This is a genomic window from Enterococcus sp. AZ197, assembly GCF_050556405.1.
Classification (GTDB): Bacteria; Bacillota; Bacilli; order Lactobacillales; family Enterococcaceae; genus Enterococcus; species Enterococcus faecalis.
This window is the reverse complement of sequence record NZ_CP187873.1, coordinates 1,417,970-1,442,428: the sequence shown is the minus strand read 5'-3', so window position 1 is coordinate 1,442,428 and position 24,459 is coordinate 1,417,970. Positions and strand designations below refer to the sequence as shown.

At 38.1% G+C, this 24,459-nt stretch carries 22 protein-coding genes and 2 pseudogenes; 18 read left to right on the top strand and 6 right to left on the bottom strand.

Features of this window, described 5'->3' with window-relative positions; translation table 11 throughout:
• Positions 1 to 18: 18 nt before the first annotated feature.
• The gene (locus IGK82_RS07045; RefSeq protein WP_430605071.1) at positions 19 to 987 is read left to right on the top strand and encodes an NADP-dependent oxidoreductase; all 969 of its coding nucleotides are present in this window, start codon (positions 19 to 21) and stop codon (positions 985 to 987) included.
• Between the two features lie 220 nt (positions 988 to 1,207).
• Here IGK82_RS07045 and IGK82_RS07040 read toward each other — a convergent pair whose 3' ends face one another.
• The 4 genes from IGK82_RS07040 to IGK82_RS07025 form a co-directional block, all read right to left on the bottom strand.
• Positions 1,208 to 1,810: an alpha/beta hydrolase gene (locus IGK82_RS07040; RefSeq protein ID WP_010709448.1), complete on the bottom strand. Its 603-nt coding sequence runs from the start codon at positions 1,808 to 1,810 to the stop codon at positions 1,208 to 1,210.
• A 12-nt stretch (positions 1,811 to 1,822) separates the two neighbouring features.
• Complete coding sequence (locus tag IGK82_RS07035) at positions 1,823 to 2,785, bottom strand: ring-cleaving dioxygenase (protein WP_033592054.1); 963 nt, start codon at positions 2,783 to 2,785, stop codon at positions 1,823 to 1,825.
• 10 nt (positions 2,786 to 2,795) lie between these two features.
• Complete coding sequence (locus IGK82_RS07030) at positions 2,796 to 3,224, bottom strand: MarR family winged helix-turn-helix transcriptional regulator (RefSeq protein WP_002361878.1); 429 nt, start codon at positions 3,222 to 3,224, stop codon at positions 2,796 to 2,798.
• 129 nt (positions 3,225 to 3,353) lie between these two features.
• A complete protein-coding gene (locus IGK82_RS07025; protein WP_002409468.1) occupies positions 3,354 to 4,148 on the bottom strand; it encodes an SDR family NAD(P)-dependent oxidoreductase in 795 nt (264 codons plus the stop codon).
• Between the two features lie 196 nt (positions 4,149 to 4,344).
• On the opposite strand from IGK82_RS07025, the gene IGK82_RS07020 reads away from it, so the two are divergent.
• On the top strand, positions 4,345 to 5,097 hold the full coding sequence (locus tag IGK82_RS07020; RefSeq protein WP_002398752.1) for a DUF7006 family protein: 753 nt from the start codon (positions 4,345 to 4,347) through the stop codon (positions 5,095 to 5,097).
• 104 nt (positions 5,098 to 5,201) lie between these two features.
• Positions 5,202 to 5,924: a TraX family protein gene (locus tag IGK82_RS07015; protein ID WP_016622397.1), complete on the top strand. Its 723-nt coding sequence runs from the start codon at positions 5,202 to 5,204 to the stop codon at positions 5,922 to 5,924.
• A 59-nt stretch (positions 5,925 to 5,983) separates the two neighbouring features.
• On the opposite strand, the gene IGK82_RS07010 is transcribed toward IGK82_RS07015, so the two are convergent.
• Complete coding sequence (locus tag IGK82_RS07010; RefSeq protein ID WP_002382358.1) at positions 5,984 to 7,018, bottom strand: YdcF family protein; 1,035 nt, start codon at positions 7,016 to 7,018, stop codon at positions 5,984 to 5,986.
• A 282-nt stretch (positions 7,019 to 7,300) separates the two neighbouring features.
• Between IGK82_RS07010 and ptb the strand changes: the two genes are divergently transcribed.
• The 8 genes and pseudogenes from ptb to IGK82_RS06970 all read left to right on the top strand — a co-directional run bounded on the left by ptb (position 7,301) and on the right by IGK82_RS06970 (position 15,167).
• Entirely contained in the window at positions 7,301 to 8,122 is an 822-nt protein-coding gene (ptb, locus tag IGK82_RS07005) for a branched-chain phosphotransacylase (protein ID WP_010709442.1), read from the top strand.
• A gap of 18 nt (positions 8,123 to 8,140) precedes the next feature.
• On the top strand, positions 8,141 to 9,223 hold the full coding sequence (gene buk / locus IGK82_RS07000; protein ID WP_002365701.1) for a butyrate kinase: 1,083 nt from the start codon (positions 8,141 to 8,143) through the stop codon (positions 9,221 to 9,223).
• Positions 9,224 to 9,228: 5 nt separating this feature from the next.
• Positions 9,229 to 10,638: a dihydrolipoyl dehydrogenase gene (lpdA, locus tag IGK82_RS06995; RefSeq protein ID WP_010709441.1), complete on the top strand. Its 1,410-nt coding sequence runs from the start codon at positions 9,229 to 9,231 to the stop codon at positions 10,636 to 10,638.
• A gap of 10 nt (positions 10,639 to 10,648) precedes the next feature.
• The gene (locus IGK82_RS06990) at positions 10,649 to 11,641 is read left to right on the top strand and encodes a thiamine pyrophosphate-dependent dehydrogenase E1 component subunit alpha (RefSeq protein ID WP_016622399.1); all 993 of its coding nucleotides are present in this window, start codon (positions 10,649 to 10,651) and stop codon (positions 11,639 to 11,641) included.
• 21 nt (positions 11,642 to 11,662) lie between these two features.
• Positions 11,663 to 12,649: an alpha-ketoacid dehydrogenase subunit beta gene (locus IGK82_RS06985; protein WP_002357475.1), complete on the top strand. Its 987-nt coding sequence runs from the start codon at positions 11,663 to 11,665 to the stop codon at positions 12,647 to 12,649.
• Positions 12,650 to 12,672: 23 nt separating this feature from the next.
• Positions 12,673 to 12,843: pseudogene (locus IGK82_RS06980) on the top strand (biotin/lipoyl-containing protein); the annotation flags it as partial.
• Positions 12,844 to 13,038: 195 nt separating this feature from the next.
• Positions 13,039 to 13,971 (top strand): annotated as a pseudogene (locus IGK82_RS06975) (dihydrolipoamide acetyltransferase family protein); the annotation flags it as partial.
• Positions 13,972 to 14,114: 143 nt separating this feature from the next.
• Entirely contained in the window at positions 14,115 to 15,167 is a 1,053-nt protein-coding gene (locus IGK82_RS06970; RefSeq protein WP_010709438.1) for a PTS sugar transporter subunit IIC, read from the top strand.
• 8 nt (positions 15,168 to 15,175) lie between these two features.
• Here IGK82_RS06970 and IGK82_RS06965 read toward each other — a convergent pair whose 3' ends face one another.
• Positions 15,176 to 16,066, bottom strand: a complete 891-nt coding sequence (locus tag IGK82_RS06965) for a LysR family transcriptional regulator (RefSeq protein ID WP_002378358.1) — start codon at positions 16,064 to 16,066, stop codon at positions 15,176 to 15,178.
• 176 nt (positions 16,067 to 16,242) lie between these two features.
• On the opposite strand from IGK82_RS06965, the gene IGK82_RS06960 reads away from it, so the two are divergent.
• From IGK82_RS06960 to trmFO, 7 genes are all read left to right on the top strand, one after another.
• The gene (locus IGK82_RS06960) at positions 16,243 to 17,184 is read left to right on the top strand and encodes a 2-dehydropantoate 2-reductase (protein ID WP_002360232.1); all 942 of its coding nucleotides are present in this window, start codon (positions 16,243 to 16,245) and stop codon (positions 17,182 to 17,184) included.
• 275 nt (positions 17,185 to 17,459) lie between these two features.
• Positions 17,460 to 18,311 (top strand): ribosome biogenesis GTPase YlqF, encoded by an 852-nt coding sequence (ylqF, locus tag IGK82_RS06955; protein ID WP_002357480.1) that lies wholly within the window; start codon positions 17,460 to 17,462, stop codon positions 18,309 to 18,311.
• A gap of 1 nt (position 18,312) precedes the next feature.
• A complete protein-coding gene (locus tag IGK82_RS06950) occupies positions 18,313 to 19,080 on the top strand; it encodes a ribonuclease HII (protein WP_002357481.1) in 768 nt (255 codons plus the stop codon).
• A gap of 60 nt (positions 19,081 to 19,140) precedes the next feature.
• Complete coding sequence (gene dprA, locus IGK82_RS06945) at positions 19,141 to 20,004, top strand: DNA-processing protein DprA (protein ID WP_002382350.1); 864 nt, start codon at positions 19,141 to 19,143, stop codon at positions 20,002 to 20,004.
• 90 nt (positions 20,005 to 20,094) lie between these two features.
• Positions 20,095 to 20,748 carry a CPBP family intramembrane glutamic endopeptidase gene (locus IGK82_RS06940; RefSeq protein WP_002407055.1) on the top strand — a complete coding sequence of 218 codons (654 nt, stop codon included), beginning with the start codon at positions 20,095 to 20,097 and terminating at the stop codon, positions 20,746 to 20,748.
• A 184-nt stretch (positions 20,749 to 20,932) separates the two neighbouring features.
• Positions 20,933 to 23,011, top strand: a complete 2,079-nt coding sequence (topA, locus tag IGK82_RS06935) for a type I DNA topoisomerase (protein WP_002357484.1) — start codon at positions 20,933 to 20,935, stop codon at positions 23,009 to 23,011.
• A 107-nt stretch (positions 23,012 to 23,118) separates the two neighbouring features.
• Complete coding sequence (trmFO, locus tag IGK82_RS06930) at positions 23,119 to 24,426, top strand: FADH(2)-oxidizing methylenetetrahydrofolate--tRNA-(uracil(54)-C(5))-methyltransferase TrmFO (protein WP_002357486.1); 1,308 nt, start codon at positions 23,119 to 23,121, stop codon at positions 24,424 to 24,426.
• Positions 24,427 to 24,459 lie beyond the last annotated feature (33 nt).

The following is a 24,459-nucleotide window of genomic DNA, read 5'->3' as shown; positions in this document are numbered from 1 at the left end:
ATACTAAAAGTGTGAAAAATGAAACAAATGAGAGGAAGTTGGTTTATGAAAGCTGTTGTGATTAATCAGTACGGAAGTAAAGAGGTACTTGAAGAAGCAGAAGTAACACTGCCAGAATTATCGGAACATCAAGTGTTGGTAAAAGAATACGCGACATCAATTAATCCGATTGATTGGAAATTGCGTGAAGGATATTTAAAACAGATGTTTGATTGGTCCTTTCCGATTATTCTTGGTTGGGATGTCGCTGGTGTGATTACAGAGGTGGGGAGTCAAGTAACGGATTGGCAAGTTGGCGATAAAGTTTTTGCTCGTCCTGAAACTACTCGTTTTGGCACCTATGCAGAAGTAACGATTGTGGATGATCATTTATTAGCAAAAATCCCTGAAACAATTAGCTTTGAAGAAGCGGCTGCCGTTCCGTTGGCTGGTTTAACCGCTTGGCAAGCATTGTTTGATCATGGTCACCTTAAAGAAGGAGAAACTGTTTTAATTCATGCTGGTGCAGGTGGGGTCGGTACTTATGCGATTCAACTAGCAAAAGAAGCGGGCGCACATGTCATCACGACCGCTAGCGCAAAAAATCATGCCTTACTGAAAAAAATTGGTGCAGATGAAGTGATTGATTATCATACAACGAATTTTGCAGAGGTATTAACTGATGTTGATTTGGTTTTTGATACAATGGGTGGTGAGGTTCAAAAAAATAGTTTTGACGTCTTAAAACCAAACACAGGTCGTCTTGTTTCAATTGTGGGCATTGAAGATAAACAATTGGCAGCCAAAAAAAATGTTTCTGCTGAAAGTATTTGGCTTCAACCAAATGGAGAACAATTACAAAAAATTGTTGATTTGATGGCAGCTGGAAAAGTGAAATCAATTATTGGTGAAGTTTTCCCTTTTTCTAGACAAGGGATTTATGATGCACATGCACTCAGTGAAACGCACCATGCAGTTGGTAAAATAGTTGTTCAAATGGCAGAATAAAAAGAAGCTCAGACAGTGAGTTATCTTAAAATAGAAAAAGTGAGCCTGGGACAAAAATCCAAAGAGATTTTTGTCCCAGGCTCAAAACCTGATAAACGGCGGGAACAGAACCAACTCCTTCGGAAATAAGCCGAAATTCTCCAAAAATTAAAGAGCAATTTTCGGAAATTTCTTCTTATTTCTCGGAGCTAAACGGTTCTGTCCCGACCTCACTTTTTTGTTAAGAGGACAGATGTGCCAACCAAGTTTGTGTTTCCTTAATTTCTTGATAAGTTAATTGATGACTTTGTGTCCAAACCTCTTGTACGGTTGCTCCATGATTCTGAAATAGTTGAATCACACGCATACTCTCAGGAAGTGGGACAATCGGGTCATGCTCTCCTAGAGATAATAAAACAGAAGTGTCGGTCAAGTCTGGTTGATTGGTCAATTCAACAGGAAACATGGGATGATAGAGGACAGCTTGATGGTAGCTGTCGGGATGAGTAAGCAATAATTGAATAGCGATATTGGCCCCATTTGAATAGCCAATAAAAATAATTTTATCCAATGAAAATTGATGCTCGTTAGCGGCTTGTTGAATAAACTTATGAAGCGCCTCGCCGCGTTTTTCTAGATCTTCTAAGTCATAATGACCTTCCGCTAGGCGCTTAAAATAACGATTCATTCCATTTTCTGAAACATCACCACGAATACTTAGCACAGTAGCTTGTTTATTTAGTTCTTGGGCAATTGGTAGGAGAGATGTTTCATCACCACCTGTACCGTGAAGTAGCACAAAGACAGGTGCTTCAGGATGTCCTTTTTTTAAAATTGAATGCATGTTTTTTCCTCCTTAGGCTCGTTTTGTATTGAAAGGCTTGATAACACTCTCAATATACTCACGACGGTTTTCTAAAAATGGCGCAAGAGATAACTTTTCTCCTAATGTTTCGTAAGGTTCATCCCCCATAAATCCTGGTTCATCGGTGGCTAATTCGACTAAAATATGCCCAATACGAACATACAATGATTCAAAGTAATAACGATCGACATAGCCAGAGTTTTGTAAGCCTAAATGATCAAAGAGCGCTTGCCAAGTCCCAAGTGATTTGCGATCCGCTAAGCGGAATGCAACGTGATGTACTTCACCATATCCTTGTTGTGCTTGTGAGCTAGTATCATCGTCTACCAAAATGACTTGGGCACCATTGCCACCTTGGCCAACTTCTAGTAAATAGCGATTGCCTTCTTGTGCCACTACGTGAAAGCCTAGAATTTCTTCAAAGACTTCTTTGAATTCATGAAAATAGGAAATAGCTATTTCGACAGGTCCTAAGCCATAAATCGCAGATTCTGTTGGAACAGGTCCTTTTTTCCAAGGGGTGCCCGCTGCAACGCCCTGATTTAATTCATCAGAGATTAATTGATACGCTTGATCATCAAAATCCCAGAAGCGAAGGACTTTTTTGCCAAATTCTTCAGAAATACCTGTGTGTTTGACAGCAAATTCATTGAAGCGATTTTCATAATAAGTCAAAGCTGCATCTGAAGGAACCCGGAACCCTGTTCTTGAAATTGTATTGGTTCCTTTTAATCCTTTAGGGTTATTGGGAAAATCGAAAAAGGTCATGGTTGTACCTGGTGTACCCAAATCATCGGCAAAATAGGTATGGTAAGTATAGATATCATCTTGATTTACTGTTTTTTTGACTAAACGCATCCCTAAAACGTCTGTAAAGAAGTGATAGTTTTTTTCTGCATCACTTGTCATAGCTGTAACGTGGTGGATTCCTAATAATTGATCTTCTTTTTTCATCATTATTTCCTCATTTCGTTTCATTTGTTATTTTTCGTAAAGTTTTTTGAAGAAGAGTTAATTCTTCAGAAGAGAGTTGTTCAAATGCTTCTGCAATTCGCTTTGCATGCGTCGGGAAAATTTCTTCAATTAATGTTTTTCCAGCTTCTGTTAGTTCAACGTAAGTAATGCGTCGGTCTTTTTCACTGGGGGTGCGCGTTACATAGCCTTTTTTATGTAATTGGTCAATAACATAAGTGGTGCTACTGCTAGCAATTAAAATTTTCTCCTTAATTTTTTGGATGGTCTGAGGACCTTTATGGAGTAACAGCTCTAACACTGAAAATTCTGTAATGTTTAAGTCATAACAAGTAACATCTTGCTTGGCAAGTTGCTCTAGTCGATGGCTGGTTCTTAATAAACCGATATAGGCTTTTAAAGCTTCTTGCTGTTGGCTCATTGTTTCACCTCTTTTTTATTTCGAATTCGAGATAAATATAACTTACTTTTGGTAAGTAATCAATTAATATGCTTAAAAAGACAGCCAGCAAAAAATGTGAATTTTTGCTGGCTGTCTTTTTTGTTTAATTTAGAAGATCGTTGGAACTAAGCCGCCATCGATTCTTAAGGCTTCGCCTGAGAAGGAAGAAGAATCCGGGCTGGCCACAAAGGTAACAAAACGACCAATTTCTTCTGGTCGAATGAGCCGTTGGATTTGTGAACGAGAACGATGATTTTTCATGAAATCTTTTTCCCAATCCTCTTTGGGAATGTCTGAATCAGCGTACATATCTTCCAACATTTTTTCTACACCTTCGGTAAGGGTTGAGCCAGGCATAACCGTGTTAACGGTGACATGTGTGCCGACAGTTAAGTTGGATAAACTTTTAGCTAAGGAAAGATTCATCGTTTTTGTCATGCTATATTGGGGCATTTCGCCAGAAGGCATCACCGCTTCTTCGCTAGCGATGAAAATAATGCGACCAAAATCTTGTGCAAGCATTTTAGGTAGATAAGCTTTTGCTAATGCATTGCCTGACAACACGTTCACAGTAAAAAATTTTTCCCAAGTGGCGTCATCGATATCCCAGTATTCCATTGGTTCAAAAATTCCCATATTGTTCACTAAAATGTCGACTTTAGGGAATTTTTCAAGCAAAGTAGCTCGTTGACTTTCAATGGAAATATCGGCAGTCCCTGCTTGAGGATGAGTGTCTGGAAACATTGTTTGTATTTCTTCAACAACTTTGATTACTTCGGCTTCATTGCGCCCATTGATAATGACATCGGTCCCTTCACGAGCCATTTCAATCGCAATTGCTTTGCCAATTCCTTTGGTTGAACCAGTAATTAATGCTAATTTATTCGTTAAGTGTAAATCCATTTAAATCCCTCCAACGTTTGTCTATCTCTAGTGTAGGTCTTTTTCTGGACTTTTAAAAGGAAAAAGTTTTTTCGGCCCGCGAGAAACAAGCCCCAATAATTACTTAACAGCTGAATTTTCACTTTTTGGGCGTAAAACGAGTAATTATTGTCAGTAAAAAAGCGTCACTTTTTTGATAGAATAACTAGAGACGAAATTGGCTAAGACCAATTTTGTAAAATTGTACATAAAAAAGAAGAGTGGGAATGCTATGAAGAAACAATATTACTGGAATATACCCGATAACTTACTAAACTCGTTAAAACAGCGGAAAAAGTTATACAGCTTTTATAAAAATGAACAAAATAAGGCAAGAGAATTAGTAGAGAATTGTCAGTCGGTTCTTTTTCCTGAATTAGTCGCTTCGCTGAATAAAATAGATGAGCGGATTAAATTATTGATATTCTATCAAAATTTAGAAGATTGTGAGCTTTCAGAAGAAGAAATTATTACTGTGATTGAGCGAGAATATTTTGTGACTTTTTATGAAACAATTGAAGAACCGACCACTGAAATTATTAGTAGTCATTCTATGTATTATTTATTGCAACAGCCGACTAAAGAAATGCTTTGGGATTTAGACTTTAGTAACATGTTAAAACAAGGTCAGTTAGTTGATTTAATGGATTATCAAAAATTGACCAAATGTTATCAAAAGCTGCAGAATCAAGCTAAAAATTTGATTGAAAAATTAAATAAAGAAACATTTTACACATTCTATAGTCAACTTTTATTGATTGATTGCCAATGCAAATTATTAATAGAAGAGGCGCTTCTGAAAGAAGAATCATTGATGACGGTCGATGAATGCTTAATAGCCATTAAGCAAGAAATTCGAAAAATTCATTTTGAACAATTTAAATACCAACATTATTTATTTGAAGATTTATCTTTGCGATACCAGGTTTAACGAAAGTGACAAAAAGAATGGTTGAATCTAACAAGAATGTTCGTTGTTTTCTGTTATATAAAAAGATATGATAGTTTCTGTAGAAAAAATAAAGGAGACGATTCATGAACGCAAATCGCTTAAAGTTATTGATGATGGGGTTAATGGTTCTTGACCATATTAGTTATTTTGTTCCGCCAGAATGGGCACTGATTTTTCATGTAATTACTCGTTGTGTCGGTGTGTTTTTTGGTTACATGGCTATAGAAGGGTTCAACTATACACGGAATGTTTATCGTTACAATGGTCGTTTGTATATTTGGGCAGCAATCATGTTTGTTGGAAATACGCTGCTAAATCATTTAGTGAATAATCCAGCTGTCGCTGTTCACAACAATATTTTCTTCACCTTAGCCCTTGGTGTCAGTATGTTAATTGTGACAAAAGCGATGCTAGAGATGCCAAAAATCAGTTTAAAAATTGTTTTATTGATTAGTATATTAGCAATTTTAGGAACAGGAGCAATGTTTGCTGAAGGTGGCATTGTGATGTTACCTTTTATGTTGATTACGTATTTAGCCAGAAAGAGACTTGTCTTACGGAACTGTTTATATGGTGCATTAGCGCTCTTTTTCTTAGTTACAAGTTTTCAATGGTTGGGAGATTGGCCAACGACAATTGAAATGTTAGCTTATAATTCTGATTTTATGTTTATCACTGTGTTACCATTTATATCGCTTTACAATGGTGAGAGAGGGAGCAAAGCACCATTTTTCAAATATTTATTTTACGGATTCTATCCGCTTCATTTATGGCTGATTGCATTGATAGCCAATTACGTTCATTAAACCTTTTTATATTAAAAGAATAAAAACAGCGACTCACAAAAATGTGAGTCGCTGTTTTTTTAGATGGGTAAGATACTGATTCCTAAAAGAAGAGTGACAAGTAGAAAAACAAAAAGCACAATTCGCTTATCATGAACCAGTAAGGCAATGTATTCTCGGATTAGAGCAGTTGGTAAAAAATATAAGGCAGTTGGCGCCCCGACACCTTCAGCTTTTAAGCCGACACGATGGGCATACATAGCTCCTCGTAAGACATGATAGTTATTTGTTGAAAAAATAACAGAGGGTTGTTTAGAATCAGACGGCATCTTTTGCCAATCTGCCTGAATTATTGCTTTAGAAAACAACATATTTTCATAAGTGGTTGTGGATTGGTCCTCCATCAAAATTGCTTCTGCAGGAATATTTTGTGAAAGCAAATATTTTTTCATTGCGAAAGCTTCGGCCACAGGTTCGTCAGGACCTTGACCACCGCTGACTACAAATTTAGCGGTGGGATTTTTTTCATAATATTCAATCCCTTTATCTAACCGACTCTTCAAAAGTGGAGGTACTTCCTCGCTACGAATTCCCGAACCTAAAACAATGATATAATCAACCGCTTTTTTTAAAGGAATCATTTGGTACATCCATGAATACAAGACGTAAGCAGCAAATAGAAAGGTCAGCAAAAGATCCATTAACAATAGAAAAAGTAAGAACAGAAAAAGCACATAAGGTATTTGCGCTGTGCCAACTGATAATAAATATAGAAAGGCTGGTAAAGCAATTAATAAGTTCAACCCTAAGCCCGCCGACAATTTAGCCGTGACACTTTTGCCTTCTTTCGTTTGCATCGTACGTGAGTTAAAAATAAAGTAAAGGCAAATGCCGATAAACACAGCGGGAATTAATAGATAAGCAATGGCCAAGGTAATTAGGTCGCCATTCTTAAAATGTAAATAAATTTTGTCTAGTCCGATAAATAGTAAGGTGACTAATGACAATAAGGTGCCGGAAGCCAGAGTGATACCGCCGAGGATACTGCGGTTATTAATTTTTAATATACCAAATCCTAGTAGGGCGATAAACAAAAAGAATAGTAGTAGTGCCATTTAATTCCTCCTAAAAATAAGTATCTAAAGTATAACATGCTTTAGGATCGGACATAAATAAACAGCTGTGCCGAAGCATAAGTTTTCCTTTCATTCTTAGAAAAGAAGTTTTTTCATGAAAAGTAAATTAGATAACAATTGTTTAGAGAAAGAAAAGCTTGATTTACTAAGCTTTTCCTTCTCTATAAAAAATATTAATAAGGACATAAAAATTAACAATTTGTATGCGCTTACATACTAAGGTAGATTTAAAGTGTAAAGAAGAAAAAATGAGGTGAGAAAATGATCACTGTTTCAATTGCAGGAGGTTCACAACCAGAGATTTTACAGTTAGTTAAAAAAGCACTAAAAGAAGCCGAGCAACCGTTGCAGTTTATTGTATTTGATACAAGCGAAAATCTTGATACTGAAAATCTCTGGAAATATGTTCATTGCTCAGATGATGCCGCGGTAGCACGGGAAGCTGTCAGTCTAGTTGCAACCGGTCAAGCACAAATTTTATTGAAAGGAATTATTCAGACCCACACATTACTAAAAGAAATATTGAAAAGCGAGCATCAATTAAAAAATAAACCGATTCTTTCCCATGTAGCAATGGTGGAGCTGCCTGCGGGGAAAACCTTCTTGTTAACCGATTGTGCGATGAATATCGCTCCCACTCAAGCGACCCTCATTGAAATTGTTGAAAATGCTAAAGAAGTCGCCCAAAAATTGGGACTGCATCAACCGAAAATTGCTTTGTTAAGCGCAGCGGAAAATTTCAATCCTAAAATGCCTTCGTCTGTTTTAGCAAAAGAAGTCACGGCACATTTTAATGATCAACAAGAGGCTACGGTTTTTGGGCCACTTTCGCTTGATTTAGCGACCTCTGAAGAAGCGGTTGCGCATAAACGTTACAGCGGTCCTATCATGGGGGATGCAGATATTTTAGTGGTCCCAACTATTGATGTTGGAAATTGTTTATACAAATCATTAACCTTGTTTGGGCACGCCAAGGTGGGAGGAACGATTGTTGGCACAAAAGTCCCAGTCGTTTTAACATCTAGAAGCGATTCGACAGAAAGCAAATTCCATTCATTAAGATTTGCCATGAGACAAGTTTAAAAAAAGGAGCAGAAAACAATGGAAACAGTATTGGTTATTAATCCTGGCTCGACCTCCACTAAGTTAGCGCTTTTTGCTAATCATGATTGCTTGGCGGAAGAAACGCTTAGACATAGCGTCCAAGAATTGGCACCTTTTGAAAATGTTGTCAGTCAAACACCATTTCGAAAACAAATGATCGCGGAATTTTTAGAAACACATAACATCACACAATTAGCCGCTGTCGTAGGGCGTGGTGGTTTGCTTAAGCCTATTCCTGGCGGTACGTATCTTGTCGATCAACAAATGCTAGAAGACTTGCGGACAGAACGCTTTAATACCCATGCTTCAAATTTAGGGGCGATTTTAGCTAATGAGTTTGCAGAAAAATATCACGTGCCAGCCTTTATTGTCGATCCTGTTGTTGTAGATGAGCTACAACCATTAGCCAGGATTTCCGGATTAAAAGGCATTCACCGACGTAGCGTTGGTCACGCCTTAAATCAAAAAGCGGTCGCTCGAAAAATCGCTGAGGATTTAGGGAAAACATATGAGCAAAGCAATTTTATCGTTGTTCATTTAGGTGGGGGCATTAGCTTGGGGGCGCATCAAAAAGGCCGCATGGTGGACGTGGTAAATGGGCTTGATGGTGAAGGTCCTTATACGCCTGAACGCAGTGGTGCCTTACCGCTCGTTGAATTTGCGCAATGGATACTTGAACAGGAGTTAACGATTAGCCAAGTGAAAAAGCTAATTGCGGGTAATAGCGGTCTTAAATCATACCTAGGTGAAACAGATTTACGGCATATCCAAGCACAAATAGCTGCAGGTGATCAAACAGCAAATTACTATTTAAAAGGAATGTGTTACCAAATCGCAAAAAGTATTGGCGAGATGGCCGTGGTTCTTGAAGGCGCAATTGATGCAATTATTTTAACAGGGGGCGCAGCCTATTCGCAAACCGTTGTTCAAGAAATTAGTCAAAAAATCACTTGGATTGCACCAATTAAGGTTTACCCAGGTGAAATGGAGATGGCTGCTTTATATGAAGGCGTCAATCGAGTATTAACAGGGGAAGAACAAGCTTTAAATTATAGTGAAGCAAAAATTGAGCAGGAGTGATCAAAATGGCGGAACAAACAGATTTACTGATTTTAGGTGGCGGAACAGGAGGCTATGTAGCAGCAATTCGAGCCGCACAAAAAGGGCTAAACGTCACAATTGTTGAAAAATACAAATTAGGTGGCACTTGTTTGCACAAAGGCTGTATCCCTACAAAAGCTTTATTAAGAAGCGCAGAGGTTTTTGATACCTTAAAACAAGCGGCTTCTTTTGGGATTGAAACAGAGGCAGCGTCCATTGATTTTTCTAAAATACAACAACGGAAAGAAGGAATTATTGAGCAGTTACACAAAGGTGTTGAAGGCTTATGCAAAAAAAATAAAATCAAAATTTTAGCAGGCGAAGGTGCGATTTTAGGTCCCTCTATTTTTTCACCAGTCTCTGGCGCAGTGGCAGTTACGTTTAATGATCCAACACGGGAAGAAGAAATTATCGTTCCTAAAAATGTCATTATTGCGACAGGTTCTAGTCCTAAAACGTTACCTAATTTGCCACTGGATGAAGAATTTATCTTATCTTCTGATGGGATGCTTGAATTAGAAGAGCTACCAGAATCAATTGCAATTATTGGTGGTGGCGTTATTGGTGTCGAGTGGGCTTCTTTATTAAATAGTTTAGGTGTCAACGTAACTATCATTGAATTTTTGGATCGGTTACTTATAAATGAGAGTGCAACAATTTCTAAAGAATTAAAGAAACGTTTAGAGCAACGAGGAATTAACATTTTATTAGGTAGCAAAGTCCAAGAAGCGAAAGTTATCGGGCAGAAGGTTCAAATAGAAGTTGCAGGACAAGAAAGCCTCGCTGTTGACAAAGTCATGGTAGCAATTGGGCGTCAACCCAATATCAATAAGTTAGGGTTACAGAATACCTCAGTGAAATATACTGACAAAGGCATTGAAGTAAATGAATTTTATCAAACCACAGAAGGACATATTTATGCGATCGGTGATTGTATCGATACACTCCAACTAGCACATGTGGCTATGAAAGAAGGAGAGTTAGCTGTTCAGCATCTTTTAGGCGAGACAGTTGAACCTTTAAATTATACAAACGTGCCTCGAGGTGTTTATACAAATCCTGAAATAGCAAGTGTCGGCTATACTAGAGAAACTTTACCAGCAGATAAAGAAGTAGTGATTGGCACCTTTAATTTTAATGGTAATGGTAAATCACTTGTTTATGGAGAAACAGATGGCTTTATAGAAGTAATTCGTGACAAGAAGACCGATGATTTATTAGGGGTTTCTATGATTGGGCCACATGTCACGGATTTAATTGCCGAAGCAAGTACTGCCATGTATTTAGATGCCGCGCCCATTGAAATTGGTGAAGCAATCCATGCGCATCCAACAATGACAGAAGTATTGCAAGAAGCAGCCTTAGATACTTATGGCTTAGCGATTCACAAATAGAGAAAGGTTGATGAAAATGAAAACGCTTAAAAAATCGGGTTTATCAAAAGAAGAATTGATTCAGGCATATCGTCAAGTACTACGAGGACGTCGTTTAGACGAACGGTTGTGGCAATTAACAAGGATTGGTAAGACCTCTTTCAATATTTCTGGTCAAGGGGCAGAAGTTGCACAAGTAGCGATGGCGATGGCTTTTAATCCTCAAAAAGATTATTTTTTACCGTATTATCGTGATATGACCGCGTGCTTGGTTTGGGGCATGACCTCCAAAGATATTTTAATGGGTTCTTTTGGAAAAGAAGCGGATCCTTCTTCCCATGGTCGTCAAATGCCGAATCATTATGGTTCAAAAGAGCATAATATTGTTTCCTTCTCTTCAACAGTAAGTACACAAATGCCATTAGCAACAGGTGTTGGTTATGCAGCGCAACTTCAAAAAGCTGATTTTGTTGCATTGACCACCACTGGGGAAGGCTCTGCCAATCAAGGAGAAGTCCAAGAAGCTATGAACTTTGCAGGCGTAAAAAAATTACCAGTCATTTTTGTTGTTGAAAATAATGAATATGCGATTTCTGTCCCAATTGAAGAACAGTATGCCAATAAACGAATGGCCGATCGCGCGAAAGCTTATGGCTTTGAAGGTGTAACCGTTGATGGTAGTGATTTTACTGAAGTCTATCTAGCATTTAAAGAAGCAGTAAAAGCGGCTCGCGGGAAAAAAGGACCAAAATTGATTGAATTAATGGTTTCTCGCTTGACTTCTCATTCCGCTGACGATGATCAATCTGTTTATCGTTCAAAAGAAGAAATTGAAGAGATGAAAAAGAATGATGCAGTGAAGCTTTTTGAAAAACAATTATTAGAAGAGGGCTATTTAACAGACGAAGACATTGCCAAAATTGATGAAGAAATTCGTGCAGAAATCAATCAAGCAACGGATGAAGCAGAAGCAATGCCAGATCCTGTACCGACATCAATTTTAGAAGAAGTGTATGCAAAATAAGAGAAGAGGAGAAGAAATATAATGGCTGAGATGACTTATTTAGAAGCAATTAACTTAGGAATTTCTGAAGAAATGGCTCGTGATGAAAAAGTAGTTATTTTTGGAGAAGATGTCGGCGGCGACAAAGGCGGCGTGTTCGGTGTAACAAAGGGCTTGGCTGCTAAATACGGTGACGAGCGTTGTTTTAATACACCGTTAACAGAAGGCTTAATTGGTGGTTTAGCTGTCGGCTTAGGTTTAATGGGCTATCGCGCAATTGGTGAATTTCAATTTGCGGATTACATTTTGCCTGCAACCAATCAATTGTTATCAGAGGCTCGGACAATGCGCTATAGAACAAAAGGCGATTGGACTGCGCCAATCGTTTATCGGACCCCTTATGGCGGCGGTGTTCGTGGTGGGCTGTATCATTCTCAGTCTACAGAAAAAGTTTTTTGCGGACAACCAGGATTAAGAGTGGTGACCCCCTCTAATCCTTATGATGCAAAAGGGATGATTAAAGCAGCGATTCGTTCCGATGATCCAGTCATTTTTTACGAACATAAGCGTTTATATCGTTTACTAAAAGATGAAGTGCCTGCAGATGATTATATCGTACCAATTGACAAAGCCAATGTCGTTAGAACGGGTAGTGATTTAACCGTGATTAGTTACGGCATGACCTTGCAATTAGCTTTAGCTGCGGCGGAAAAACTAGCCGCTGAAGGAATTGATGCCGAAATCGTCGATGTTCGCTCATTATATCCTTTAGATCGCGAAACATTAGTAGCTGCAGCTAAGAAAACAGGGAAGGTCTTACTCGTGACAGAAGACAATAAAGAAGGCAGCGTGATGAGTGAAATTGCGGCAATGATTTCAGAAGATGCTCTCTTTGATTTAGATGCACCGATTCAACGACTTGCAGGACCTGATTGTCCAAGCATGCCTTATGCATTACCTTTAGAAAGAGAATTTTTAATCAACGAAGAGCAAGTATTAGCAGCAATGAAAGAATTAGCAGAATTTTAATTGAAGCAAGGAGGAAAAAATAAATGGCCACAAAAGAAATCAAAATGCCTCATCTAGGCGAAAGTGTCACAGAGGCAGCCATTGTCCAATGGTTAGTTAAACCAGGAGATTCAGTGAAACGTTATGATCCCTTAATGGAAGTCGTTTCTGATAAAGTCACCACGGAAGTCCCATCAGATTTTGATGGTGTAGTAAAAGAATTTCTGATTTCTCTAGATACAGATGTGCCCATCGGAACAGCGGTGATGACGTTAGAGACAGAAGAAACAACAGAAGAAACAGAAGTAGCTACTTTAGCACCAGTGAAAGAAGCAAGTGCGGAACAAGCGCAAGAACATGAAACGGCTGAAACAACAAGCACTGCGACGTCCCATCAAAAAAATAATGGTCGTTATTCCCCAGCAGTCCTTAAAATTGCCCAAGAAAAAAAGATTGATTTAACACAAGTTACAGGGACAGGTCGTGATGGCCGAATTACTAGAAAAGATGTCACAAACTTTACACCAACACAGGCAAGAACACCTGAGAAAACAGCGAGTCCAGGAACTAGCCCTTCAACTTCAGAGGAGCCAGTTGCTTCGCAAAATGAAAGCGCCGCAACAGCTAGTCCAACTGAAACAACCACAGATAAAATTGTCTCTGCAGATCCTGTACGTAAAGCAATTGCTAAAAAAATGGTCCAAAGTGTCAACGAAATCCCTCACGCTTGGTTAATGGTGGAAGCGGATGTGACCAACTTAGTCCAACTTAGAAATTCATTAAAAGATGAATTTAAACAACAAGAAGGCCTGTCTCTAAGCTTCTTCCCATTTTTTGCCAAAGCAGTCATTCAAGCGTTAAAGAAAAATCCAAAAATCAATACATCTTGGGATGATGGCTCAATTATTTATCATAAAGATGTTAATTTATCCATAGCTGTAACGACAGACGAGCATCTTTATGTGCCAGTGATTCAACAAGCGGATAACTATTCGATTGCAGGGCTAGCCAACGAAATCAATCGCTTGGCACAAGAAGTCCGACAAGGAACGCTTGCAAGCAAAGAAATGCAAGGAGGGACCTTTACTCTTAATAATACTGGAACACTAGGTTCCGTCCAATCGATGGGAATTATTAACCATCCACAAGCTGCGATATTACAAGTAGAGTCAATTAATAAACGCCTTGTGCCAACCGCAGATGGAGGCTTTAAAGTGGCAGATATGGTTAATTTATGTCTTTCTATTGATCATCGAATTTTAGATGGACAACAAGCAGGTAAGTTCTTGCGAGATGTTAAAGACAATTTAGCGAAATATAATGCGGATACGGATGTATATTAAAAATCGTTCCTTGCTTTAGTTAAATAAAAAGCGCCTCAAAGAAATAAGCGCTCTTCTTTGAGGCCGCTCTTTATCTAATAGAAAGTTCAATCATTCTCAAACTTGTTCTAAAAAAACAAAAATAATCAATAGGAGTGTTGAAAATGCCCACTGATAAACTGGATGCTCAATTAACCCCAAGAATATTTTTTAACAAAGTGTTAGCTGGAACAGCTTCCGGCACCATTATCGCCTTAATTCCCAATGCTGTATTAGGAGCCATTTTAAAATATTTTGCAGAATACAAGATTATCGAAATGATTATTCATGCGGCGCAAATTTTCCAACTAGCCACCCCTTTAATTATTGGTGGACTGATTGCTTTTCAATTTGGCTTAACGCCACAAAAAATGATGATTGCTGGCGGTGCAGCATTTGCTGGCTCTGGCGTGATTAAATTTAATTCAGAAGTGAAAGGCTTTATTGGTGCAGGCACTGGTGACATCATTAATATTATGATTACCGCTTCTGTTGCAGTCTTACTTTTATTAGTCATCGATAAAAAATTCGGTTCAGTGGAAATCATTGCTTTACCGATCGTTGTTGGAGTAGGTGCAGGCTTGTTTGGCATGTTGATTTACCCATATGTGACACAGATCACGGTCGCCATTGGTAAATTGATTAACAATTTTACTGATTTCCAGCCAATTATCATGAGTATTTTAATTGCTTGTTCATTTGCTGCACTGATTATTTCGCCAATCACTACTGTGGCAATCGGTTTGGCGATTCAGTTGAATGGCTTGTCTGCAGGTGCTGCTGCAATGGGAATTGCAGCCACAACTGTTGTTCTTGTGATTAATTCTTGGAATGTCAACCAATCGGGAGTGACACTGGCTGTCTCTTTGGGCGGCATGAAAATGATGATGCCTAACTTATTTAAATACCCAATTATTTTAATTCCTTGTTTATTTACAGCGACTATTTCAGCAATTCCTGTGGTTCTATTCAACATTTCAGGAACCCCACAATCGGCTGGATTTGGCTTGGTTGGACTCGTGGGACCACTTGCTTCATTGGATGCGGGCTTAGGGATCTTACCCTTACTCTTTTCTTGGTTTGTTGTTCCAATTGTCGCGGGTTTATTCTCAAAATTCTTATTTGAAAAAGTGTTGAAACTTTATGATAGTAAAGTCGTCTTTGCTTATCAAGGCTAGGCTATCCATTAATTTTCTTTAATGATTCGTATAAAATCTCTAACATCTTCTGTCATACTAAAATCGCGGCGCAAAGCAATGCCGATGGGGAAATAGTCAAACTTATCTTTTAAAGGAATCCATTTCAGTCCCTGACTTTTTCCCACTTCATAATATTCAATCGGCAGCAAACAAATCGAATTATTTTTTTGTAAACTATAAAGAAGTACTTGTAAATCATCGTTATGCAAAATGATATTCGGCTCATAACCGAAGCTCCGAGTCCGATCTAGTAGTAGGCGACCAATCATAAAATTATCACTTAACGATGAAAATCGTTGATCTTTCAAATCTTTAAAAGTTAATTTTTCATATTGGGAGAGAGGATTTGATTCTGGTACCACGACATAAACATGGTAGCCTTTGGTAGTCGTTTCTAAAGGTTCAATATGAATAATTTCAGGTAAGGTATTTGGGAAAGAAATTAGTCCCATATCAATTTCTTTATTTGCTAACATCGTTTGTAATTTTGGCGAGCCATCTTGCTGTAATATTAAATTCACATGTGGATGGGTTGTTAAAAATCGTGAAATTTCTTTCATAAATTGTACAGCAAATAAAGTAGTTAAGCCTAAACGCAATTGCTTTTTAACTGGTTTCTGGTTCATTTCACGAATATCTGTTACCAATTGATCGAATTGAAAAACAACTTCTTGGCCATGTTCATATAAATAAACACCTGTATCGGTTAATTGAAACGGTTGATCAGAATGATCAAACAACGCTGTGCCTAACTCAGATTCCATTTTTTTCAATGCTAAAGAAAGTGTTGGTTGGGTGACAAATAAATTGCGAGCGGCCGCCGATAAACTGCGGGTATTAACAATTTCAATGAAGTACTTTAAAAGCTGAATATTCATCAGAAACTCCCCTTCTTTTTAAAAGCGCTTACAAAAATGCGCTTGGATAAAAAATAACAAATAGATCACTTATAATATAACATATGTTTTGCCTTTTTATGGTTATAAAAGTAAGAGATAGAGATTTTCTTAGCAGATTTTTACCTAAAAATAAAAAATTGAACGGAGGAAAAGAAATGAAGATTATTATCGCAGGTGCTGGCGCTATGGGCAGTCGCTTTGGACTAATGTTACATCAAGCAGGAAATGACGTTATTTTTGTTGATGGTTGGCCAGAACATATTGAAGCAATAAGAAAAAACGGGTTAGTTGCTGATTTTAATGGCGAAGTGATGACCGCTAAAATTCCTATTTATCCTCAGACAGAAGTAGCAAGCATCGATTTTACAGCAGACTTAGTTATCCTATTTACAAAAGCAATGCAACTGGCAGGAATGCTTGAAGCATTAGAACATTTCCTTAATAAAAATACGAAAGTTTTATGCTTGTTAAATGGAATTGGGCACGAAGATATTATCAAAAAATACGTGCCTTACGAAAATATTTTATTAGGAAACACAATGTGGACCGCTGGGTTAGAAGGACCGGGCAAAGTAAAATTATTTGGTAATGGTTCGATTGATTTACAAAATTTAGGGGCGCAAAGTGAACAAGCAGCAGAAGCAGTCATTAAGGTATTAAATAACGCTGGCTTAAATGCTCGTTATTCTGAGAATATTTTATTATCCATTTATAAGAAGGCCTGTGTGAATGGAACAATGAATGGTTTATGTACTTTGTTGGATTGTAATATGGCAGACTTTGGCGAAACAGAGCAAGCAGATCAAATTGTTCAACAAATAGTTAATGAATTTTTAGCAGTCGCTGAAGTGGAACAAGTTACGTTAGATAAACAAGCAGTGCTTCAACAAATCCGATCGTGTTATAATCGAGAAACAATTGGTTTGCACCATCCATCGATGTATCAGGACTTAATAACCAATCATCGTTTAACCGAAATTGATTATATCAATGGAGCAATTGTTCGCAAAGGGAAAGCCTATGGGATTGCTACACCGTACTGTCAGTTTTTAACAGAGTTAATTCATTGTAAAGAAAATTTACTTCATGCTAAATAACAAGTAAAAACAGAAATACTCTTGAGTCGGTCTTGAGAAGAGCTTGACCTACTTCTTTCTATACTTTGCCAGTGTACAAGGCTGAGACAAAATCCAAAGTGAGTTTGTCTCAGCTTTTTTGTTTTTTAAAGAACACTACAGAAAATAAATCAAATCCGTGAAAAATATGTTAAACTAGAGAAGGTGTTTTTTCGCAAGAATCTACGCGGAACACAGGACTCGTTGAAGAATTGAATCAAAGAAACAATGTGTTAAAGAAGGGATTTGAACAGATTATGACCATTCAATGGTTTCCCGGCCATATGGCCAAAGCAAGAAGAGAAGTTTCGGAAAAAATCAAATATGTCGATATTGTATTTGAACTAGTTGATGCGCGGTTACCGCTTTCTTCCCGTAACCCAATGATGGACCAAATTGTCCAACAAAAACCACGATTAGTCCTTTTAAATAAAGGGGACTTAGCAGATAACGACCAAAATAAAAAATGGCAACATTACTTTCAAAAGAAAGGGTACCAAACCCTAGTCATCAATGCCCAACAAAATAAAGGAATCAATAAAATTGTGCCAGCAGCCAAGGAAGCGTTAAAAGAAAAATTGGCTCGTGAACAGGCGAAAGGCTTGAAACCGCGTGCGATTCGCGCTATGTGTATTGGGATCCCCAATGTTGGTAAGTCAACCTTAATGAATCGTTTAGTCGGAAAAAAAATTGCGCAAACTGGGAACAAGCCAGGCGTGACAAAAGGACAACAATGGTTACGCTCTGGTTCCCAATTGGAATTACTGGATACACCAGGAATTCTCTGGCCAAAATTTGAAGATGAGGAAATTGGGAAAAAATTAGCTTTAACTGGCGCTATAAAAGATCAATTATTGCATTTAGATGATTTGGCGATTTATGGATTAGAATTTTTTGCACGTTTTTATCCGCAACGTTTGACGGAACGATATGGTTTAACAGAGGAAGAGCTATTTTTACCTGCCCCAGAACAATTGATGTTAATTAGCCAAAAACGTGGTTTTAGAGATGATTATAATCGAGCCAGCGAAATGATTATTTTAGAAATTCGCAGTGGAAAATTAGGTACGTATACTTTGGACCGCTGGGAAGAACTAGGAGACGAATAACATGGCAAAAGAGTCGATTCAGGCAATCAAAGAAGCGTTGTTAACTGTCACTGATGCAACCGATGAACGATTAGCAAGCTGGCGAGAAGATGAACGTTCAGGAGTGCAACAAGCGATCAAACAATGGGAACGTCGCCAGTTAGCCAAAGAAAAAGAGTGGCAACTTTTTAAAGAAATGAGTCAATTTGAGGAAGCGGCCTATAAAAAAGGCCATCGTTTAATTGCAGGAATTGATGAAGTAGGCCGCGGACCATTAGCTGGCCCTGTTGTGACAGCTGCAGTTATTTTACCGAAAGATTGTCAGTTATTAGGCTTAAATGATTCAAAAAAACTATCTGCTAAAAAACGGGAAACGTTATATAACCAGATTCAAGAACAGGCTGTCGCTATCGGGTTAGGTATCGCTGATCAAGGAGTCATTGATCAAATTAATATTTATCAAGCAACTAAACAAGCGATGAAAATGGCAATTGACGATTTAGCTTTTGCACCAGATTATTTATTAATTGATGCAATGCAGTTAGACGTTCCCCAACCACAAGAAAGTTTGATTAAAGGGGATGCACGCTCCATTTCGATTGCAGCAGCCAGTATTATTGCAAAAGTAACAAGAGATCGATTAATGGAAGAATATGATGAATTATATCCTGGATATGGATTTAAAAACAATGCAGGCTATGGAACAAAAGAACATCTTCTCGGGTTAGAAAAATACGGTGTAACACCCATTCATCGACGTACGTTTGCGCCAATAAAAGATATGATTTAAAAATAAAACACTTTTTTTACGTATTCTTATTTTAAGAAGATGTGAAAGAGGTGTTTTTTGTTGGAAATTTTACAACGACAATTATTATTTAAATTAGCGGTATGCCAAGGAATTGGCAATTTAGGTATCTTAAAAGTGTTACAAGAAGCTATCGCACAAAAGCGTGTTGATTTTTCCAGTACAGAAATTATTAGAATTGCTGAAATCAAGAAATATCGTGAATTATTTGAACAATCTTGGTTACACCATACGATTCATAGTGAAGCGTTATATATACGACAATGCCAACACCAATTTATGACAATTTTAGATGCCGTCTATCCTAAATTATTACGAGAAATTTATAATCCACCAGCAATTCTTTTTTATAGAGGAAATTTACAATTGTTAAGTAGAAGGAAAATTGGCATCGTCGGCGCTCGCTATGCCACTTCGTATGGGTTAAGAGTGACTGAAGCTCTGGTTCCTAAAATAGTCAAAGAAGGATTCACAATCGTCAGTGGTCTTGCCAAAGGCATTGATAGTCGTAGCCATGAGATGGCCATCCAGAACGGGGGTCAGACAATTGGAATTTTAGGCACTGGATTAGATGTATATTATCCGTATGAAAAGAAAGAATTACAGCAAACTATGAAGCAGAATCAGCTTGTTTTAACAGAATATGTGAATGGGAGTGGGCCGAAAAAATATCATTTTCCTGCACGTAATCGCATTATTGCTGGATTATCTTTAGGGGTCTGCGTGATGGAAGCTCGTAAGAATAGTGGCTCTTTAATTACTGCACAAGCGGCGATGGATTACGGGCGCGAGGTATTTGCCGTACCGGGAAGTATTTTCCAGTCTTTTTCAACAGGCTGCCATGAATTAATTCAGGACGGCGCTAAATGTGTTCAGACAATTGATGATATTTGTGAAGAATTGTGACTTTTACTAATTGTGAATTGACAACCTACGTTCACTTCGGTACTATTTAATCAGATTTTAATCTTTTGGTTGGTAGTTAGGAGTGTCTAAATGGAAACGGTTGTTAGAAAAAGATGGTTGTTTGGTATGCAGCTACTGGGCTTTTTGATTTTGGATCAAATTCCTTTGATGATGGTCTCAGTTGTTCAATTTTCTACAGAAAATTTTTGGTTTCGCTTTGTTAGTGGATTAGTGGCTGTTGGACTTGGTGCCTATTTCGTCTATCTATTTGTTGCTTTTTTGAAAAAGAAAAAGCTCATAACTTGGACTTTTTTAGGAATCAAAGAAACCTTGCCAGTGGTCTTGTTAGGTTTGGTGATAATCTTTTGTGTGGGAATACTTGGTGATTTCTTATTACGTCTGGAAGGACTAGAGACGACCTCTAACCAACAAAGTGTTGAAGAAATTGTCCAAGCCATTCCTAAAGGGCTTATACTTATTTTTGCAGGTGTGATTGGGCCAATTTTCGAAGAGGGAATTTTTCGTGTCGGGATTCAAGCGTTTTTCAAGCCAGCTTCAAAAATAGGCATACTCGTTTCTTCTATTTTATTTGCACTTGTGCACACGCCGACAGATATAGGTAGTTTTGTTATTTATTGGGGCATGGGTTTAGCTTTAAGTTGGGTCTATCTACGCACGGGTCGCTTTGAAGCTGCTGTCTTGACTCATTTTGTTTGGAATGTTATAGGTATTTTAATGCTTTAGGATAAAATCTATAAATCATAGGCATTTTTTATTTATAAATTCGGACAGTCAAACAGAAATGACAGAAATGTTAGAAAGCCTAGTCTTGACAAACCTGTTCTATATAGCATATGATGTATTACGATTTGTGCGTTTTTTACATATATTATATAGTAGGAAAGCGAACGCGAAAGGAGCTAATTGAATGGCCTATAAGTATCTCGTGATTGTAGAATCACCTGCCAAAGCCAAAACAATTGAAAAATATCTAGGAAGAAACTACAAGGTGGTTGCCAGTGTTGGTCACATTCGCGATTTACCAAAAAGTAAAATGGGGATTGATATTGAAAATAATTATGAACCTCATTATATTTCGATTCGCGGAAAAGGCGATGTCATCAAAAGTTTAAAAGCGGCTGCAAAAAAAGCTGAAAAAGTCTATCTCGCAGCCGATCCGGACCGAGAAGGTGAAGCAATTGCTTGGCATTTAGCTTATCTTCTTGGCCTTGATTTAAAAGATAAAAACCGTGTGGTATTCAATGAGATCACTAAAGAAGCGGTAAAAGCGGCATTTAAAGAACCTAGAACCATCAACGTTGATTTAGTTGATGCACAACAAGCACGGCGCATTTTAGACCGTTTAGTTGGATACTCGATTAGTCCTATTTTATGGCGTAAAGTCAAAAAAGGTTTGAGTGCTGGTCGTGTGCAATCTGTTGCTTTAAAAATGATTATTGATCGAGAAAATGAAATTCGAGAATTTAAACCTGAAGAATATTGGAGCATTGATGGGAATTTCCAAAAAGGTCGCAAGAAATTCAAAGCAAATTTCTGGGGCGTAGATGGTAAAAAGAAAAAATTACCAAATGCAGAAGCGGTGAAAGAAATCACTTCTCGAATTGACGGTAAAGATTACGATGTTACAAAAGTTGAGAAAAAAGAACGGAAACGTAATCCTGCATTACCTTTTACAACCAGTAGTTTACAACAAGAAGCGGCACGTAAATTAAATTTCCGTACCCGTAAAACCATGATGGTTGCGCAACAATTGTATGAGGGAATTGCTTTAGGGAAACAAGGCACTGTGGGGCTGATTACCTACATGCGTACAGACTCAACCAGAATTGCCGATTCCGCCAAAGCAGAAGCTGCTGAATTCATTGAAAAGACCTACGGAGATGAGTTCTCAGCACATGGCGGCCGCAAAGCAAAAAATACGCAAGGTGCACAAGATGCCCATGAAGCGGTTCGTCCGTCAAGCGTTTTAAGAACACCTGATGAAATGAAGAAGTATTTAGATAAAGATCAATTAAAATTATATACTCTTATTTGGTCGCGCTTTGTTGCTAGTCAAATGACACCAGCGATTTTAGATACCATGAAGGTCACGCTTCAACAAAACGGCGTAACGTTTATTGCCAATGGCTCCAAAGTGAAATTTAAAGGGTTTATGCAAGTATACGTTGAAGGACGCGATGATGGTAAAGAAGACAAGGAAAATATTTTACCTGAATTAGTGGAAGGTGACGTTGTTAAATCGGTCGATATCGAACCGAAACAACACTTTACTCAACCACCGGCTCGTTTTAGTGAAGCCACGTTAATCCGGACTTTAGAAGAAAATGGTGTGGGCCGACCATCAACGTATGCGCCAACATTAGAAACCATTCAACGGCGTTATTACGTGAAGCTAACCAATAAACGGTTTGAACCAACGGAATTAGGTGAAATTGTGAATTCTCTAGTTTCAGAGTTTTTCCCACAAATTGTCGATACACATTTTACAGCGACAATGGAAACGGACCTAGATAAAGTCGGTGAAGGCCAAGAAAAATGGGTTGAAGTTGTCGATCGCTTCTACAAGCCCTTCGAAAAAGAATTAACAAATGCCGAAGAAAAGATTGAAAAAATCCAAATTAAAGATGAACCAGCAGGCTTTGACTGCGAACTATGTGGACATCCAATGGTGATTAAACTGGGTCGCTACGGAAAATTTTATGCATGTAGTAATTTCCCAGATTGTCGGAATACAAAAGCGATCGTTAAAGAAATTGGCGTGACGTGTCCTGTGTGTCACGAAGGACAAGTTATCGAACGCAAATCAAAGAAAAATCGGATTTTCTATGGCTGTAGTCGGTACCCAGAGTGTGACTTCACTTCTTGGGACAAACCAGTAGGCCGACCATGTCCAAAATGTGGGCAATATTTAGTAGAAAAAAAAGTTAAAGGCGGCAAACAAGTCGTTTGTATCAATGGCGATTATGAAGAAAACGTCCAAAAATAAGAAAAATTGAGACCGAAGAATTTACTTCGGTCTTCTCTTTTAGTAAAATGAATTGAGTTTGTAAGAGACAGCTCTTAACTTCTTGACATAGAAAGGAATTTTTATACATGACAAAAAAAGTCACAATTATTGGTGCCGGTTTAGCCGGAAGTGAAGCGGCATGGCAAGTGGCCAATGCTGGCGTACCAGTTGATTTATATGAAATGCGCCCTGTCAAAAAGACACCAGCGCATCAAACAGAAAATTTTGCAGAGTTAGTTTGTTCTAATTCATTACGTGGAAATAGTTTAACCAATGCGGTAGGTGTTTTGAAAGAAGAAATGCGCCGTTTAAATTCAATCATTATTGGTAGTGCAGATCAAACCGCTGTACCAGCTGGCGGCGCCTTAGCAGTTGACCGTGATTCTTTTTCTGAAACAATCACTGAAAAAATTAAAAGTCATCCATTAATTACAATCAAAAATGAAGAGATCACCGATATTCCGGAAGGGATTGTAATTATTGCAACGGGTCCCTTAACCTCTGAAAGCTTATCTCAAAAAATTCAAGAATTTAATGGTTCTGAAGGCTTTTATTTTTACGATGCAGCAGCACCAATTATTGATAAATCAACAATTGACATGGATAAAGTTTATTTAAAATCTCGTTATAACAAGGGAGAAGCGGCTTACTTAAACTGTCCGATGACTGAAGAAGAATTCAATGCGTTTCATGAAGCACTAGTCAATGCAGAAGTGGTTCCTTTACGCACGTTTGAAAAAGAGAAGTTTTTCGAAGGCTGTATGCCCATCGAAGTAATGGCGCAACGTGGCATTAAAACCATGTTGTTTGGCCCAATGAAACCTGTCGGACTAGAAGACCCTAAAACAGGTAAACGCCCTTATGCTGTAATTCAATTACGTCAAGACAATGCTGCAGCTTCTTTATACAATATTGTTGGTTTCCAAACGCATTTAAAATGGGGCGAACAAAAACGAGTATTCCGTATGATTCCGGGATTAGAAAATGCTGAATTTGTTCGCTATGGCGTCATGCATCGTAATAGTTTTATGAATTCTCCAGAGTTGCTAAAACCAACCTACCAATCAAAAAAACGTGACGACCTGTTTTTTGCTGGACAAATGACTGGTGTTGAAGGATATGTTGAAAGCGCGGCAAGTGGTTTACTCGCAGGTATTAACGCAGCTCGTCTTGCCAAAGGGGAAGAGCCGATTGAATTCCCTCGCGAAACGACTTTAGGAAGTATGGCTTATTATATTACACATGCAGAAGGCAAACATTTCCAACCAATGAATGCAAACTTTGGGCTTTTCCCAGAGTTACCTGAACGAATTCGTGACAAAAAAGAACGCTATGAAGCAATTGCTAATCGGGCCTTAGATGTCCAAGCTCAAGTTATCCAATCTTTAGACTAAATTAGAAAAAATATGAGAAAAGACCGAGCATCA